Here is a 16,299-nt window from a genome sequence, read left to right as displayed (position 1 = left end):
TTGGGCTACTTGCTAAATCTTCATTAATTTCATACTTTGCAATTCTAGAAACAGATTATAATTAATGGCAGAAGTTACCCGATTATTCGATTTTCCTTATTATCAATTAGCAAACAAACCTAATAACTCAGCTTTAGTTACTAAATACAATGGCGAATGGACTCCTATGTCCACTCAAGAGTATATAGATAAAGCCAATGCAGTGAGTAGAGCTCTATTAAAATTGGGTGTGCAGAAGCACGATAAAATTGCTGTAATATCTTCTACCAATAGAACTGAGTGGAATATCATGGATATCGGTGTTCTGCAAGTTGGTGCTCAAAACATCCCTATATACCCAACAATTTCTTCAGAAGATTATCAGTATGTTATCAATCATAGTGGAGCTATTTATTGCTTTGTTTCAGATGAAGAAGTTTTAGAAAAGGTGAATAAGGTAAGGCATAATACAGGCATCAAAGAAGTCTATTCTTTTGATCATATCGAAGGCTGTAAGCACTATTCTGAATTATTCGAGTTAGGGAAAGACGAAAGCAATCAAGCTGAAGTTGAAGCCAGAAAAGATGCTGTAAAACCTAGTGATTTAGCAACTATAATCTATACTTCTGGGACAACCGGAAAACCTAAAGGTGTTATGCTATCTCATGATAACATTACAAGTAATGCCTTGGACAGTTCAAAAAGAGTTCCGCTACCAACATCTGGTGAAACAAGAGTCTTAAGCTTTTTACCTATTTGCCATATTTTTGAACGTGTGTTGATATATGTCTATCAATATGCTGGCACATCAATCTATTTTGCAGAAGCCTTAGATAAAATAGGTGACAATGCAAAAGAGGTAAAACCAAATCTTATGAGCGTTGTGCCGCGCCTTTTAGAAAAAGTTTTTGATAAAATAATGCTAAAAGGAGAAGAGCTTACAGGTATTAAAAAAGCATTATTCTTTTGGGCAGTAAGTCTCGGTGAACGTTGGGAACCTTACGGTAAAAATGGGGCATGGTATGAATTCAAATTGAAAATTGCCAATAAACTTATTTTTAGCAAATGGCGAGAAGCCTTAGGTGGTGAACTTGGTACCATGGTATCTGGAAGTGCTGCCTTACAACCTCGTCTAGCAAGAGTTTTCGGTGCCGCAGGAATGAAAGTTATGGAGGGTTATGGTCTTACAGAAACTTCTCCTGTAGTTTCGGTCGGAATGTATAGAGACAATCATTACAAAATTGGTACAGTAGGTAAAGCCATTGATAATGTTGAAATCAAAATTGCCGAAGATGGAGAAATTTTAATCAAAGGACCAAATGTTATGATGGGCTACTACAAAGACCCAGAAAAAACAACCGAGGTTATGACCAATGATTATTTCCATACAGGCGATAAAGGAGAAGTGGACGAAGATGGCTTCCTAAAGATTACTGGTCGTAAAAAGGAAATGTTCAAAACTTCTGGTGGTAAATACATTATCCCTACGCTTCTTGAAAATGATTTAAAGCAATCTTTATTTATTGAGCAAATAATGGTTATTGGAGAAGGTGAAAAAATGCCAGCTGCACTGATTCAGCCTAATTTTGAATTTGTTAGAGATTGGATAGAATTAAAAGAATATAACATTGGTAGTAGTGAAGTAGAAATTACAGCTTCAGAAATTGTTATAAAACGTATTCAAAAAGAAGTCGATAAGTACAATAAGAACTTTGGAAAGTGGGAGCAAATAAAACGTTTCGAATTAACACCAAAAGCCTGGTCTATTGATGGTGGCGAATTAACACCTACTATGAAAATGAAACGTGCTGTCATTAAAGAAATTTACAAAGACCTTTACGACAAGATCTACAGACAATAATATTCAACAAGAATTCAGATTTTAGTTTATTACCTTATAAAATGCTATATTTTATGAGGCTATAGACGTTTTTAGTCCTTTTTTCGTTCTTTTTTCAAACCCAAAAAAGTTTACGTTTCATGGCTCAGTAGATAACTTTGGCATATAATCTTTAAAAATTATCAATCATGAAAAACGCGATTAAGTTATTTGGATGTGTAGCATTATTCTTCTTAATGCCGACTAATGTTTCTGCACAACAATATTCCCAGAAACAATGTAGTGGAGTATCAACGATGAGAAACATAGAATTCAATGGTAGCTCTGATGTAGAAGAAATTAAGGTCGAAGTCTCTGACGATACAGAAAATATGTCCTTAAATGTCAATGGCACAATTAAGTCTGGCTACCTTACAGTAGAGATCTATGACCCAAAAGGAAAAAAACATGGAAACTTCTCTATTGAAAGTCAATTAAAGTCTTCTAGCAAGAAAAAAGAATTAGTGTGCGGACAAATGCAAAAAATAATTGAAGACCCTATGAAAGGTGATTGGGTTGTAAAACTAATTCCCAAAGATGTATCTGGAGAAATTTCAATTTGTGCAATGCAGAATTAATCCAAAACTAAGCGCTTACTAATGAGCAGCCGAGTCTTATCAATCAATCAATCAATTATAGTGCAACTGTTGAGCATACTATTATGTTTCAACAGTTTCTCCCAATCAAAAAGCGAACCAATCATAAATGGTAAACTACAGCTCGATTCTATTTGGGAGCCTGTAGTTTACCTTTCTCATATACCTACATTTAATGACATGTTTACCATGTCTAACGAAATGATTATTGCTGAAGCCAAAATAGATACATCAGGCTATTTTATATTTCCAACAGAAGCCTTACCAAATAAGGACAATCTTTTTAGGCTACACGTTTCAAAAAAAGATGCACCTTCAGCGTCATTAATTATTGGTGGTAATGAAGAAAACCACATCTTCTTTATTGCCAACTCTCGGTCTTCAGTCTTCATAGATAATACAGGCAGTGTAGGCTTATTTGATAAATATATATTGAATGGCTACAAACCCAATGATGACCTGGAAGCCATAAATGAGATTATTAAACTTAGTGAGCAATCCGACACTGTTCTGCTCAAAAAACAATTTGTGGAGAAAACCCTCAACGAACAACTCAGGCACATAGCAGACACAAGCTCTAATGCCATAGTTTCTCTATATGCCTTAAACAATAGTAAGTTCGAAACCACTTACCTATCCAATCAATTGTTTTACGAAAACTATCTCGAAAAGTGGAAAAACGAAGACTCCACATACTTCCGAGAGTTAAGAACCAAACTTCCTCGACAAGAAAAAAGTAGTTCAACATTCTGGCTTATAGTCTTTGGGCTTTTCTTCTTTATATTAGGATTCGCGATAAATTACTATTTTAGTAAACGTAAAAGCAAGAGCAACAACAGCCATCTAAAATCCTTAAGTATTCAAGAGCGAAAGATTTTCCAGCTTATTCAACTTGGGAAATCCAATAAAGAAATATCAGAAGAATACAATATAGGATTGAGCACTGTAAAAAGTCACGTGAGTAACATCTACTCAAAGCTCAACATCAAGTCTCGAAAAGAGGCGATGGACATTAAATAACCACTACTCTATTTTAGAAATCATGGTTTAAAATTTATTATGCATGCATAATAAATTTTTGTATATTTGTAATTCAAACTTTTCGTTATGAAGGACAAGACCATCGATTACGTATTCAGAACCACATGGTTAGCCATTAACAAAATGTACAACGAAGAAGCAGCAAAATTCGATAGTACAATGGCGACAGGTTTTGCTTTGCTGAGCATAGATCCAGAAAGTGGTACAGCCTCAACATCTCTAGGGCCAAAAATGGGGATGGAAGCTACTAGCCTATCCAGAACATTAAAAAACATGGAGGAAAAAGGACTTATAGAGCGAAAGCCCAATCCTGAAGACGGTCGTGGTGTTATTATTCACCTCACTGAGTTTGGTCGCGAAAAGCGCGAATACTCAAGAGATCGAGTTATCATCTTTAACGAAGCCATTAAGAGCAAACTCCCAGAAGAAAAGATTGAACATTTTTATGAAGTTGCTGAACTCATCAACAACATGATATCAAACAAAAAAATATATAACCAAAACGAACCCATCATTAAATAATGAGTAAACGTAGAATTAAAAAAGTAGCAGTCATCGGTTCCGGAATTATGGGAAGCGGTATTGCTTGTCATTTTGCAAATATTGGTGTTGAAGTTTTACTTCTAGATATTGTCCCAAGAGAATTGAACGATGCAGAAAAGGCAAAAGGCTTAACCTTAGAAGACAAAGTGGTAAGAAATAGAATTGTAAACGATTCTCTCAAAGCCTCTTTAAAATCTAAGCCATCTCCAATTTATTCTCAAAAATTTGCAGATAGAATTACTACAGGAAACATAGACGATGACCTTCCAAAAATCAAAGATGTAGATTGGGTCATGGAAGTTGTTGTAGAACGTCTAGACATCAAACAACAAGTATTTGAAAAAGTAGAACAATATAGAACTCCAGGAACCTTAATTACATCAAATACCTCTGGGATTCCTATTAAATTTATGAATGAAGGACGAAGTGAAGATTTTCAGCAACACTTTGCTGTGACACACTTCTTCAATCCTCCAAGATATTTAAGGCTTTTCGAAGTAGTTCCAGGACCAAACTGCAAACAAGACGTTACAGACTTCTTGATGATGTATGGTGAAAAATTCCTTGGAAAAACTTCAGTATTAGCAAAAGACACGCCAGCATTTATTGGTAACAGAATTGGAATCTTCGGAATTCAAAGTTTATTCCATCAAGTCAAAGAACTTGGGCTTACTATTGAAGAAGTCGATAAACTTACAGGACCAGTAATTGGTCGTCCAAAATCTGCTACCTTCAGAACTGTAGATGTTGTAGGTCTAGATACACTAGTGCATGTTGCTAACGGGATCTATGAAAACTGCCCAGATGATGAAGCGCATGAGTTGTTTAAGCTACCCGATTTCATCAGCACCATGATGGAAAACAAATGGCTTGGAAGCAAAACTGGTCAAGGGTTTTACAAAAAATCGGTTAATGCAGACGGTAAAAAGGAGATTCTTTCTCTCGATTTAGATACAATGGAATATCGTTCTAAAAAGCGTGCATCATTCGCAACTATAGAATTGACTAAAACCATTGACAAACCAATAGATAGATTTAAAGTATTAGTTGGTGGAAAAGACAAAGCAGGCGAATTCTACAGAAAGAATTTTGCAGCCATGTTTGCTTACGTTCAAAATAGAATTCCAGAAATTTCAGATGAATTGTATCGTATCGATGATGCAATGAAAGCTGGTTTTGGTTGGGAAAATGGTCCATTCGAAATTTGGGATGCAGTAGGTGTTAAAGAAGGCATCGAACTCATGAAAGCAGAAGGCAAAGAGCCTGCTGCTTGGGTTACGGAGATGGTAGATAAAGGCGAAACTTCATTCTATACTATTAAAGATGGCGCAACATATTATTATGATGTCGATGCCAAAGCGCAAGTGAAGAAGCCTGGACAAGATGCGTTCATCATTCTAGATAATATTAGAAAGTCTAATGAAGTATTCAAAAACTCAGGTGTTGTTGTAGAAGACTTAGGCGATGGTATTTTGAACTGTGAATTCCAATCCAAGATGAACACCATTGGAGGTGATGTTTTGGCTGGATTGAATAAAGCGGTGGATTTAGCTGAAAAAGATTTTGAAGGCCTAGTGATTGGTAATCAAGGTGCAAATTTCTCGGTTGGAGCAAACATTGGAATGATTTTCATGATGGCTGTAGAGCAAGAATATGACGAACTCAATATGGCGATCAAATACTTCCAAGACACAATGATGCGTATGCGCTACTCTTCTATTCCAACAGTAGCTGCACCACATGGCATGTGTTTAGGAGGTGGCTGTGAGTTATCCCTACATGCTGATAAAGTTGTAGCAGCAGCAGAAACTTATATTGGATTGGTTGAATTTGGTGTTGGTGTGATTCCTGGTGGTGGAGGTTCTAAGGAGATGGCGTTAAGAGCTTCAGACTTATTCCATAAAGGTGATGTTCAATTGAATGTTTTACAAGAACACTTCCTCACAATAGGAATGGCGAAAGTTGCCACATCCGCTTACGAAGCATTCGACACTAATATCCTTCAAAAAGGTAAAGATGTAGTCGTTGTGAATAAAGATCGTCAGATTGCAGAAGCTAAAAAACACGCTCAGCTCATGGCAGAAGCTGGATATTCACAAAAACCAAAACGCAAAGATGTATTAGTACTTGGTAAGCAAGCCTTAGGAATGTTCCTAGTAGGAACCGATTCTATGAATGCTTCAAACTACATCTCAGAACACGATCAAAAAATTGCAAATAAACTAGCCTATGTTATGGCTGGTGGTGATTTATCAGAACCAACTAAAGTATCAGAACAGTATTTACTGGACTTAGAGCGTGAAGCGTTTTTAAGTCTCTGTACTGAACGCAAAACTTTAGAACGTATCCAACACATGTTAAAAACTGGTAAACCATTGCGTAATTAGATTACTGGATTATTGGATCACTAGATTTCTAGAAATCCAACGATCAAAAAATCTAATAATCGAAAAATCGAAAAATTATGAAAACAGCATATATAGTAAAAGGATATAGAACAGCCGTTGGGAAATCCAAAAAAGGCGGTTTCAGGTTTAAAAGAGCAGATGAATTGGCAGCAGAAACCATTCAATACATGATGGGAAAACTACCAGAATTTGATGTCGCTCGTATCGATGATGTTATTGTTGGTAATGCAATGCCAGAAGGTTCACAAGGCCTCAATATGGCACGTATTATTTCTTTAATAGGATTGAATACTGTAGACGTTCCTGGAGTAACAGTAAATCGTTTCTGTTCATCAGGATTGGAAACTATAGGTATGGCAGTAGCTAAAATTCAATCTGGAATGGCAGATTGCATTATCGCTGGAGGAGCAGAAAGTATGAGTTCTGTACCAATGACAGGTTTTAAGCCCGAGCTTAATTACGATATCGTAAACTCGGGACACGAAGACTACTATTGGGGAATGGGGAATACAGCTGAAGCAGTAGCTCAAGAATATAAGATTTCTAGAGAAGATCAAGATGAGTTTGCATACAACTCTCACATGAAAGCTCTCAAGGCTTTAGATGAAGATCGTTTTCAAGATCAAATAGCACCAATAGAAGTTGAAGAAACCTATGTTGATGGTAATGGGAAAAAAGCGAATCGTAGGTTCACAGTAACCAAAGACGAAGGCCCTCGTAGAGGTACTAACAAAGAAGCCTTGGCAAAATTACGTCCAGTCTTTGCAGCCAATGGAAGTGTAACGGCAGGTAATTCATCACAAACCAGTGATGGTGCAGCATTTGTAATGGTGATGAGCGAAGACATGGTTAAAGAATTGAACCTCGAGCCAATTGCAAGAATGGTAAGCTATGCCGCTGCTGGTGTACCACCAAGAATCATGGGAATAGGTCCAGTAGCTGCAATTCCAAAAGCATTAAAACAAGCTGGATTACAACAAAACGACATTGAACTTATTGAATTGAATGAAGCATTTGCGTCTCAATCATTAGCAGTGATGCGTGAACTAAATCTAAATCAAGATTTAGTAAACGTAAATGGAGGTGCTATTGCGCTCGGACATCCTTTGGGTTGTACTGGAGCAAAGCTATCAGTTCAGTTATTTGATGAAATGCGCAAAAGAAATATGCAAGGTAAGCATGGTATGGTAACTATGTGTGTAGGAACAGGACAAGGGGCTGCTGGAATTTTTGAATTTTTAAACTAAAGCTATTTTAAATTCTAAATATTCAAATGTTGAATTCTAAATGAAGAAAGAAAATATTGTAGTTGAGAAAAGTTTTGAGTTTGCGCTTAAAATTATTGAACTCTATAAATTATTAAAAAACGAAAATGAATTCATCATCTCAAAACAGCTATTAAGAAGTGGAACAAGTATTGGAGCTAATGTTCAAGAAGCAACAGCAGGTTTCTCTAAAAAAGATTTTATCTATAAGATGTCAATTGCATCTAAAGAAGCTAGAGAAACTAAATATTGGCTACAATTATTAGATAAATCAAGTATAACAGGTATAAATGTTAGTATTTATTTGGAAGACGTAGAGCATTTGGTAAACATATTAACAAAAATTGTTAAAACAGCTCAACTACAGGCCAAGTAACAAATTCAACATTAAAAATTTATAATAATAAAATGGAAGCAATAGAAAAAGATATTTTAAGAGGTGGACAGTTCTTGGTAAAAGAAACGAGCTGTGACGATGTATTTACTCCTGAAGACTTTTCAGAAGAGCAAAAAATGATGCTCGAAACTGTAAAAGAATTTGTAGACAGAGAAATCTGGGCACACAAAGAACGTTTCGAGAAGAAAGATTATGCTTTCACGGAAGAGATTATGCGTAAGGCTGGTGAACTTGGCTTATTAGGTATTGCTGTTCCTGCTGAATATGATGGTCTAGAGATGGGGTTTGTATCAACCATGTTGGTATGTGACTATATCTCAGGTGCAACAGGTTCCATTGCAACAGCCTTTGGTGCGCACACAGGGATTGGCACTATGCCAATCACATTATATGGTACAGAAGAGCAAAAGAAAAAATATGTACCTGCTTTAGCAACAGGAGAAAAGTTTGGTGCGTATTGCTTAACTGAACCAGGCGCTGGGTCTGACGCAAATTCTGGTAAGACCAAAGCTGTTCTATCAGAAGATGGAACACACTATAAGATTTCTGGTCAAAAGATGTGGATTTCTAATGCTGGATTCGCTGAGACCTTCATCGTTTTTGCTCGTATCGAAGATGATAAAAACATTACTGGTTTTATTGTTGAATATGACAAAGACAATCCAAATGGAATCACCTTAGGTGAAGAAGAACACAAACTAGGAATTCACTCCTCTTCTACCCGTCAGGTATTCTTTAATGAGACAAAAGTGCCTGTAGAAAACATGTTGTCTGAGCGTGGTGGTGGTTTCAAAATCGCGATGAATGCTTTAAACGTTGGTCGTATCAAATTAGCCGCAGCATGTTTAGATGCGCAACGCCGCGTGATTACTGAAGCAGTTAAATATGCTAACGAGCGTGTTCAGTTTAAAACACCAATCGTAAAATTTGGTGCAATAAAGTCTAAGTTAGCTGAAATGGCGACCAATGCTTATGCAGGAGAATCTGCTTGCTATAGAGCCGCTAAAAATATTGAAGACAGAATAGCCATCAGACAAGAATCTGGAAACACACATCAAGAAGCCGAACTAAAAGGCGTAGAAGAATATGCAATCGAATGTTCAATCTTAAAAGTAGCCGTTTCAGAAGATATTCAGAACTGTACAGATGAAGGTATCCAGATATTTGGAGGTATGGGATTCTCTGCAGATACACCTATGGAATCTGCTTGGAGAGATGCTCGTATTTCGCGTATCTATGAAGGTACTAATGAAATCAATCGTATGTTAGCTGTTGGTATGCTCGTTAAAAAAGCTATGAAAGGACACGTAGATTTATTGGGTCCTGCAACAGCTGTCGCTGATGAGCTTATGGGAATTCCGTCGTTTGAAACTCCAGATTACTCTGAATTATTTTCAGAAGAAAAAGAAATCATCAATAAACTGAAAAAAGTATTCTTGATGGTGGCTGGAGCAGGTGTTCAAAAGTATGGACCACAATTAGAAGAACATCAACAACTATTGATGGCTGCCTCTAATATCCTGATTGAGATTTATATGGCAGAGTCTACAATTCTTAGAACTGAAAAGAATGCCAAGCGTTTTGGTGAAGATGCACAATCGCATCAAATAGCTATGGCAAAATTATACTTATACAATGCAATCGACACCGTAATCAAAAATGCTAAAGAAGGTATTGTAAGCTTTGCTGAAGGTGATGAACAACGCATGATGCTTATGGGCTTAAAACGCTTTACAAAGTATACCAACATGCCAAATGTCGTTGCATTAAGAACTCAAATTGCTGATAAATTATCCGCTGAGAACTCGTATTGTTTTTAGTACTAAAAACAATTACAAATAATTGCTTATAATTGAATGAAAGTAAGCCATGTGTCATCACGCATGGCTTTTTTTATTTCCTTATATTTAGTGAAAACAATTTCTTTCAAAATGAAACATCTATTATCATTACTGCTTTTAATTCCAATATGTTCCTTAGCACAACAAACCAATACAGAAGTCTTTTTATTTGACATGAAGGTAAATAATGGTGTTTATGAATTTTCTAACGGAAAAAACATCTCAAATAATGAAGGTTATGACAACCAACCTTCATTCGTAAATGATAATCAGATTTTATTTGCTTCAACCAGAAAAGGGCAAACAGATATCGTGTCCTATCGCGCAAACTACGATACTAAAACCTGGTTGAATTTTACTGATGGTGGCGAATACACGCCTTTAAAGATTCCTAATAAACGTGAAGTTTCTGCAGTTCGATTAGACCCGGATGGTAAACAACGCTTATATAGTTATAGCTTAAGCAATGGTGAATCTAAAGAACTTATAGCCGATTTGGTTGTTGCCTATTACACTTGGTTTAATGGATATATTGCTGTTTCTGCTGTAATAGAAGATAATGACCTTAATCTCTACGTGAGTAATTTAGAAGAAGGGTGGAATCGAAAATATGACACAAAGGTTGGTCGCTCTTTTCATAAAAGACCAAACACCAATGAAGTAAGTTTTATATCAAAAAAGGATGAAGCAAATTGGCAAATTAAGTCACTGAATATAGCCACTGCAAAAATAAAAACTCTAGCAAATACACTTCAAGGCAGCGAAGACATGTGCTGGGTAATTAATGGTGATATTTTAATGGGAAAAGGCAGTAAACTATACAAACTAACACTCAATAAAGACAACGATTGGAAAGAGATTGCAGACCTTTCCTCTTATGGTATTACTAAAATCTCACGAATCACCACTAATGCAATTTCAAACAAGTTTTTAGTTGCAGCCGAAATCGGAGGAAAAGTTGAAACTAAAGATCCTGAAACCAATTCCACAACCGAAACTACTGAAGTGAGTGACGTAGAAGCCATCGTACAGCGCAATCTAGATGCCTATAATGCTAGAGATATTGACGCTTTTATGAAAGATTATGCAGATGATGTAAAGCTGTATGCCTATCCTAATACTTTAAGAACTGAAGGGAAAGAAGCTATGAGAAGTAGCTATAAAGATTGGTTCGATCGTACACCAGATCTAAGAGCATTTATTAAAAAGCGTATTGTCATAGGCAACAAAGTGATTGATGAAGAGCAAGTAACGGCAAATGGGCAAGTCTTTAATGCTGTGGCGATTTACGAAGTTGAAAATGGTAAGATCAGCAAGGTCACTTTCATTCAGTGATGTAACAATTCATTATTTTTAGATACACATAATAAGCTAACCAAACTCTACATAACGGTCCTACTGCTTTAAACCAACCATCATGGGACTATTTTGGGATTTGTTACAACAAAGCCAACTCGAAGAACAAAAAGGCAAAGCCGAATCTTTAGAACAACGCGTATCCGATTTGGAATACGAACTCGATAAAACTAAGGATTTACTCTCTCGAACCTTACGATTGCTAGAGCAACGCTCAGGACAGGACATTGATAATGATGGCCAAATAGGATAGTTATGATCAAGTTCTTCCGTCGTATCCGTCAAAAACTATTGTCTGAAAACAAATTCAGTAAGTATCTCATTTATGCCATTGGTGAAATTATTTTAGTGGTTATTGGAATTTTAATTGCGTTGCAATTGAATGAGATGCGAGAAGAAAGAAAAGAAAGAGAAAAAGAGAGGGCTTATTTAAAAGAATTGAATCTAGATTTTCGATCAAATAAAGAACAATTAGACACCATTATCAGACATAACAAAGAAGCTCTAAAAGCTGGTAAACGATTAAAACACTTAATGTACAAAATGAAAAAAGAAGTGAAAGTTGAACACTATTCAACATATCATCTTAATGATAGCCTATTTATCTATCAAAGTAAGATGTTCACAAATAAATCTTTTAATCCCAAGAATGGTACTGTTAGAGCTTTAATAAACTCATCTTCATTTGATTTGATTCAAAATGACAGCTTACGAAGAATGTTGATTTCTTGGAACGATATGTTAGGTGATTATTTAGAAGAAGAAGATTTCGCGATGAAATTTTTATTCGACGAATATTATCCATGGGTAAGAGCAGCTTATAATTACGAAGATGAATTTAGTCAGCAAAATATGGAGACTTGGCTTAGCACGCGGGAATATAATTTTAGAGAAGAAAGAATTACTGAATTAGAATACTTAATTGAGGTTGTTGAAAGAGAAGGCATTGTAAAAATTATAGATAACATTATTAGGCTCACAGAAACTGATTACTATGATTAAATTCTTCCGTCGTGTCCGTCAAAAACTATTGTCTGAAAACAAATTCAGTAAGTATCTCATCTACGCCATTGGTGAAATCATACTTGTTGTGATTGGTATTTTGATTGCATTACAGATTAACAACTGGAATGAGAAAAGACAGAACAAACTAAAAGTCAATACCCTTTTGCAAAAAGTTCAAAACGACATAGAAATCGATATAGAACAAATTATAGCGCTGACAATTGATTGGGAAGAGAAGGATTCCTTGGCACGCTTGGTCCTTGATGATAAAATATCTCGAGAAGCATATGAAGATCCAAACTCGTGGCATTTGCATTATTTGATTTTTAACGAAACCATGATTAAACTCAAAAATAGCGGGTACACCAATCTAATTCGCCTCCAAGATGTCATCCCACCAGAGTACAATTCACTGCTCGAAGAGTTAGCAATCTTATATGATGATCATTACGCTAATGTAATAGACAGAGAATTGAGGTATAAAGAACGAACTGGGAAATTTGAGGATATCTTCTTTGAACACTATGATTGGTTTTCTTCACAGATCCCTCTCTATCAAAATACAGAGCGCATCGATTTCTTTATGGAAAATGTCAGATATAAAGGATTGGTTAATGATTATCAAAATCAAGGTGTAAACAACTATCTAAGAGCAAATCTTAATTATGCACTTGCGGCTATTGATGTTTATGGCAAAATCGAAGAGTTGTTAGAACCTGGAAATTCGAAAACAATGGTTGGTATACAAGTCGATTCGATATATATGGGAGCCTATCGTTCTCCATTTGATTATGACTTTCAACTCTATAGAAAGGGAAATGAAACCTATTTAATTCGTGGAGACTCTACAAGGTTATTTCCCTATGCTCCAAACAAATTTATGTTAGGGTCAAATTTTTTAGAATTTGGCAAAATAGGTGACAGTATAGTGTTTTATACACATGGTTATGAAAACGGTGCCATACCATTCGCCACTAAAATTGACTAAATGATAAAATTCTTTCGCCAAATTCGTCGCTCACTAATCAACCAAAACAAAGCGTTTTGTCATTCCGCACTTGATGCGGAATCCACAATGAAATTCAAAACAACAAAATGGATTCCTGCCTTCGCAGGAATGACAAAGACTATAAAATCATGATTAAATTCTTTAGACATATCCGCAAATCCTTATTAGAACAAAACAAAATGGGCAAATACTTTAAATATGCTATTGGTGAAATCATTCTCGTAGTTATTGGAATTTTGATCGCACTCCAGATTAACAATTGGAATGAGAACAGAAAGGAAAGGACAATAGAATTAAGTTATTTAAAAAGACTCACTGTAGATCTAGAAGAGAATAAAATACTATGGAAAGAAACCCTAAATCGTAAGAAAAAACAATTAGCAGCTGCTCATGTCTTTTTAAATTTTAGGTTCAGTAAAAATCAAGATACAGTTGCTAAAATTCTGCCTTATTTCCAAGCTCTTGGTAATTGGAAAGATATAAATATTAATCAAGTTACTTTTAATGAAATGGTGAGCAGTGGAAACTTAAATATTATATCTAATGATTCTATAAAAATCAAACTATTAGATTTAGATAAACTGTACAAAGCAATTTTAAATAATCAAGAAGCGCTAAAAGTTGAACACAGAAATCTTTTACATGAGCAAATAATGAAAATAATAAATACAAGTAATGCTTTTGTTACAGACCCGAATCAAAAAAGTGTTCTTAAACGAGAGTTTTCGAAAGAAGAAATGAGCATTTATTTTGATGAGTTTCAGAAAGACTTAATCACACTAATAAATGATAAAGAATTTATAAACGGAGTTGTAGGCATTCCTTATAATGCTCAATTGCAGTTTATTTCTTTTAGAGAAGCTTCAGATAAGGTCAATGAACTAATTTCATTGATAGAAAAAGAAATTAATTCAAATTAATTTTAAATCTATGATTAAATTCTTCCGTCGCATCCGCCAAAAATCGATAACTGAAAACAAATTCAGCAAGTACCTTATCTATGCTATTGGCGAAATTATACTTGTGGTTATTGGTATTTTGATTGCTTTACAGATCAATAATTACAGTGAATATAAAAAGGAACGCAAATTAGAAATCGCTCTGCTCACCAATTTATCCAATGAAATTGACCTAGATATTAAGCAAATAGAAAATAATTCAATTAAATCAAGAGAACGGCTCAATAGATTAGAACAGACATTGCAGTTGCTCAACAATCTAGATTCCATAAACAAAATAGATTTTATCCGAAGCTCTTATGAGTTTTTAATAGACAACTATTTTAAGAGTAACAGCGGCATTTTTGATGAAGCTGTGTCTTCTGGTAAGATGAGTTACGTCCAAAATGAGGAACTTCGCCAAAATATCTTTGACTACTATCGCATTACCAAGGATAGCTATACTGATGCAACAACACAAAAAGTCACTGATGACTTAATTACCCCATTAGTAGTAGAATCTCTATTACTTAACGTAGATGGATTTTCTTTCGCATCCATTGATGTGCAAGACATTTCTAGTCTAAAAAAATTAGATTTTGAAGCCCTCTCAAATAATAAGGACTTCTGGAAAATGGTACTTTTAAAGTTTGGTAGTAATAGAGAACAAATGATTCGGTGGAAATCCATGAAACAAATAGCCGAAAATGTAAAAGCCGAGATCGATACTGAATTAAAGACCTTATTTAATGATTAAATTCTTTAGACATATCCGCAAATCTTTAATCGAAAAGAATCAAATGGGAAAATACTTTAAATACGCTGTTGGTGAAATTCTGCTTGTAGTAATAGGAATTTTGATTGCATTGCAGATCAATAACTGGAATGAGGACCGAAAGTTACAGGCTCAAGAAATAAAAATGCTTAAAGAGCTTAGAAAAGACGTGGCTTTCTCCGTCAAGGAATTAGATACAGTGGCGCATTACAACCAAATCACAGTCAACTATTTGAAACAAATCCAAAGACACCTTAACGAAGACTTGCCCTATTCACAGGTTTTAGATACTGCCTTTGCTCACCTCGATCTGTTTCACATCCCTTACCTTCCAAAAACATCCTATGAAACCCTTAAAGTGAAAGGCATGGATCGAATCAGCAATGATAGCCTGAAAGCCAAGATCATCCAGATATACGATTTCGAATTTCAACGCATCATTGACGATTATGGTGGATGGGAATGGAGTTTTAGCCAAAATACCACACAACGTATGATGATTGGTCATATTAGACGCGCCAATAATATGGACGATGAAACCGCCAGACCAAATGATTATGAGGCATTAAAGGAGAATCCTGAATTCAGAAATTTTCTCAATGTGCTCATCACACTCAGGTCCGATCATGTCCGAGCCCTGCAATGGGGACGTAAAAATGTGAATGACCTACTACAACTATTAGATAAAGAACTAGAACAGAAGTGATCCGAATCACTAAAGAAGCAATACGTTAAAAAGTGAACCTCCTCCAAAAACTATTTCAAATATTGCGTATCTTTTTAGTTTAAAATTCTAACGATGAAATCACTTTTCACTATTGTCTTTTGCCTACTCTCCTTATGCCTATTTTCACAAGACAAAACCCTAGAACCTAAACTCGAAAATATTAAGTGGATAGCCGGGACTTGGCATGGTGAAGCATTTGGAGGTATAACAGAAGAAATTTGGAGCGAACCCTCTGGAGGCTCCATGATGGCTAGTTTCAAACTTATTAATAATGGTAAAGTCTCATTCTATGAAATTGAGATCATTAGAGAAATAGAGAATTCGCTTGTACTACAACTAAAACATTTTGATAGTAAGCTTAGAGGTTGGGAAACTAAGGACGAAACAGTAGATTTTCCATTAAAATATATTACCGAAAGCAAAGTTGTTTTTGAAGGCATGGCCTTTGAGCGTGTTTCAGATGAAGAAATGAATGTCTTTGTAGACATCAAAGAAAACGGAAAAACTGAAACTGTAAAGTTCAACTACAAGAAACAATAA

Annotated in this window: 16 protein-coding genes; all 16 read left to right on the top strand. The window is 35.4% G+C overall.

What is annotated here, in order from left to right; translation table 11 throughout:
• Positions 1-64 precede the first annotated feature (64 nt).
• The 16 genes from NCE97_RS11720 (at position 65) to NCE97_RS11645 (ending at position 16,299) form a co-directional block, all read left to right on the top strand.
• A complete protein-coding gene (locus NCE97_RS11720; RefSeq protein WP_353779457.1) occupies positions 65-1,840 on the top strand; it encodes an AMP-dependent synthetase/ligase in 1,776 nt (591 codons plus the stop codon).
• Positions 1,841-2,007: 167 nt separating this feature from the next.
• On the top strand, positions 2,008-2,436 hold the full coding sequence (locus NCE97_RS11715) for a hypothetical protein (RefSeq protein ID WP_353779456.1): 429 nt from the start codon (positions 2,008-2,010) through the stop codon (positions 2,434-2,436).
• A 21-nt stretch (positions 2,437-2,457) separates the two neighbouring features.
• Complete coding sequence (locus NCE97_RS11710) at positions 2,458-3,474, top strand: response regulator transcription factor (protein WP_353779455.1); 1,017 nt, start codon at positions 2,458-2,460, stop codon at positions 3,472-3,474.
• Positions 3,475-3,561: 87 nt separating this feature from the next.
• On the top strand, positions 3,562-4,017 hold the full coding sequence (locus NCE97_RS11705) for a MarR family winged helix-turn-helix transcriptional regulator (RefSeq protein ID WP_353779454.1): 456 nt from the start codon (positions 3,562-3,564) through the stop codon (positions 4,015-4,017).
• Positions 4,017-6,425: a 3-hydroxyacyl-CoA dehydrogenase/enoyl-CoA hydratase family protein gene (locus tag NCE97_RS11700; RefSeq protein WP_353779453.1), complete on the top strand. Its 2,409-nt coding sequence runs from the start codon at positions 4,017-4,019 to the stop codon at positions 6,423-6,425. Before NCE97_RS11705 ends, NCE97_RS11700 begins: the two co-directional genes overlap by 1 nt.
• A 77-nt stretch (positions 6,426-6,502) precedes the next feature.
• Positions 6,503-7,693, top strand: coding sequence for an acetyl-CoA C-acyltransferase (locus tag NCE97_RS11695; RefSeq protein WP_353779452.1), 1,191 nt, complete (start codon positions 6,503-6,505; stop codon positions 7,691-7,693).
• A 40-nt stretch (positions 7,694-7,733) separates the two neighbouring features.
• Entirely contained in the window at positions 7,734-8,087 is a 354-nt protein-coding gene (locus tag NCE97_RS11690; protein ID WP_353779451.1) for a four helix bundle protein, read from the top strand.
• Positions 8,088-8,119: 32 nt separating this feature from the next.
• Positions 8,120-9,928: an acyl-CoA dehydrogenase FadE gene (locus tag NCE97_RS11685; protein ID WP_353779450.1), complete on the top strand. Its 1,809-nt coding sequence runs from the start codon at positions 8,120-8,122 to the stop codon at positions 9,926-9,928.
• 111 nt (positions 9,929-10,039) lie between these two features.
• Complete coding sequence (locus NCE97_RS11680) at positions 10,040-11,284, top strand: nuclear transport factor 2 family protein (RefSeq protein ID WP_353779449.1); 1,245 nt, start codon at positions 10,040-10,042, stop codon at positions 11,282-11,284.
• 82 nt (positions 11,285-11,366) lie between these two features.
• Complete coding sequence (locus NCE97_RS11675; protein WP_353779448.1) at positions 11,367-11,558, top strand: BAR domain-containing protein; 192 nt, start codon at positions 11,367-11,369, stop codon at positions 11,556-11,558.
• A 2-nt stretch (positions 11,559-11,560) separates the two neighbouring features.
• Positions 11,561-12,307, top strand: a complete 747-nt coding sequence (locus NCE97_RS11670) for a DUF6090 family protein (protein WP_353779447.1) — start codon at positions 11,561-11,563, stop codon at positions 12,305-12,307.
• Positions 12,300-13,298 carry a DUF6090 family protein gene (locus NCE97_RS11665; RefSeq protein ID WP_353779446.1) on the top strand — a complete coding sequence of 333 codons (999 nt, stop codon included), beginning with the start codon at positions 12,300-12,302 and terminating at the stop codon, positions 13,296-13,298. Before NCE97_RS11670 ends, NCE97_RS11665 begins: the two co-directional genes overlap by 8 nt.
• Before the next feature lie 149 nt (positions 13,299-13,447).
• Positions 13,448-14,239 (top strand): DUF6090 family protein, encoded by a 792-nt coding sequence (locus tag NCE97_RS11660; protein WP_353779445.1) that lies wholly within the window; start codon positions 13,448-13,450, stop codon positions 14,237-14,239.
• A gap of 10 nt (positions 14,240-14,249) precedes the next feature.
• On the top strand, positions 14,250-15,014 hold the full coding sequence (locus NCE97_RS11655) for a DUF6090 family protein (protein ID WP_353779444.1): 765 nt from the start codon (positions 14,250-14,252) through the stop codon (positions 15,012-15,014).
• Positions 15,015-15,114: 100 nt separating this feature from the next.
• Positions 15,115-15,738 (top strand): DUF6090 family protein, encoded by a 624-nt coding sequence (locus tag NCE97_RS11650; protein ID WP_503066098.1) that lies wholly within the window; start codon positions 15,115-15,117, stop codon positions 15,736-15,738.
• Positions 15,739-15,831: 93 nt separating this feature from the next.
• Positions 15,832-16,299: a DUF6265 family protein gene (locus tag NCE97_RS11645; protein ID WP_353779442.1), complete on the top strand. Its 468-nt coding sequence runs from the start codon at positions 15,832-15,834 to the stop codon at positions 16,297-16,299.

Origin of the sequence: Winogradskyella sp. 3972H.M.0a.05 (assembly GCF_040493455.1) — a bacterium.
Taxonomy (GTDB): domain Bacteria; phylum Bacteroidota; class Bacteroidia; order Flavobacteriales; family Flavobacteriaceae; genus Microcosmobacter.
Note: the sequence above shows the minus strand (reverse complement) of the source record. Positions and strands in the feature narration are given on the sequence as shown.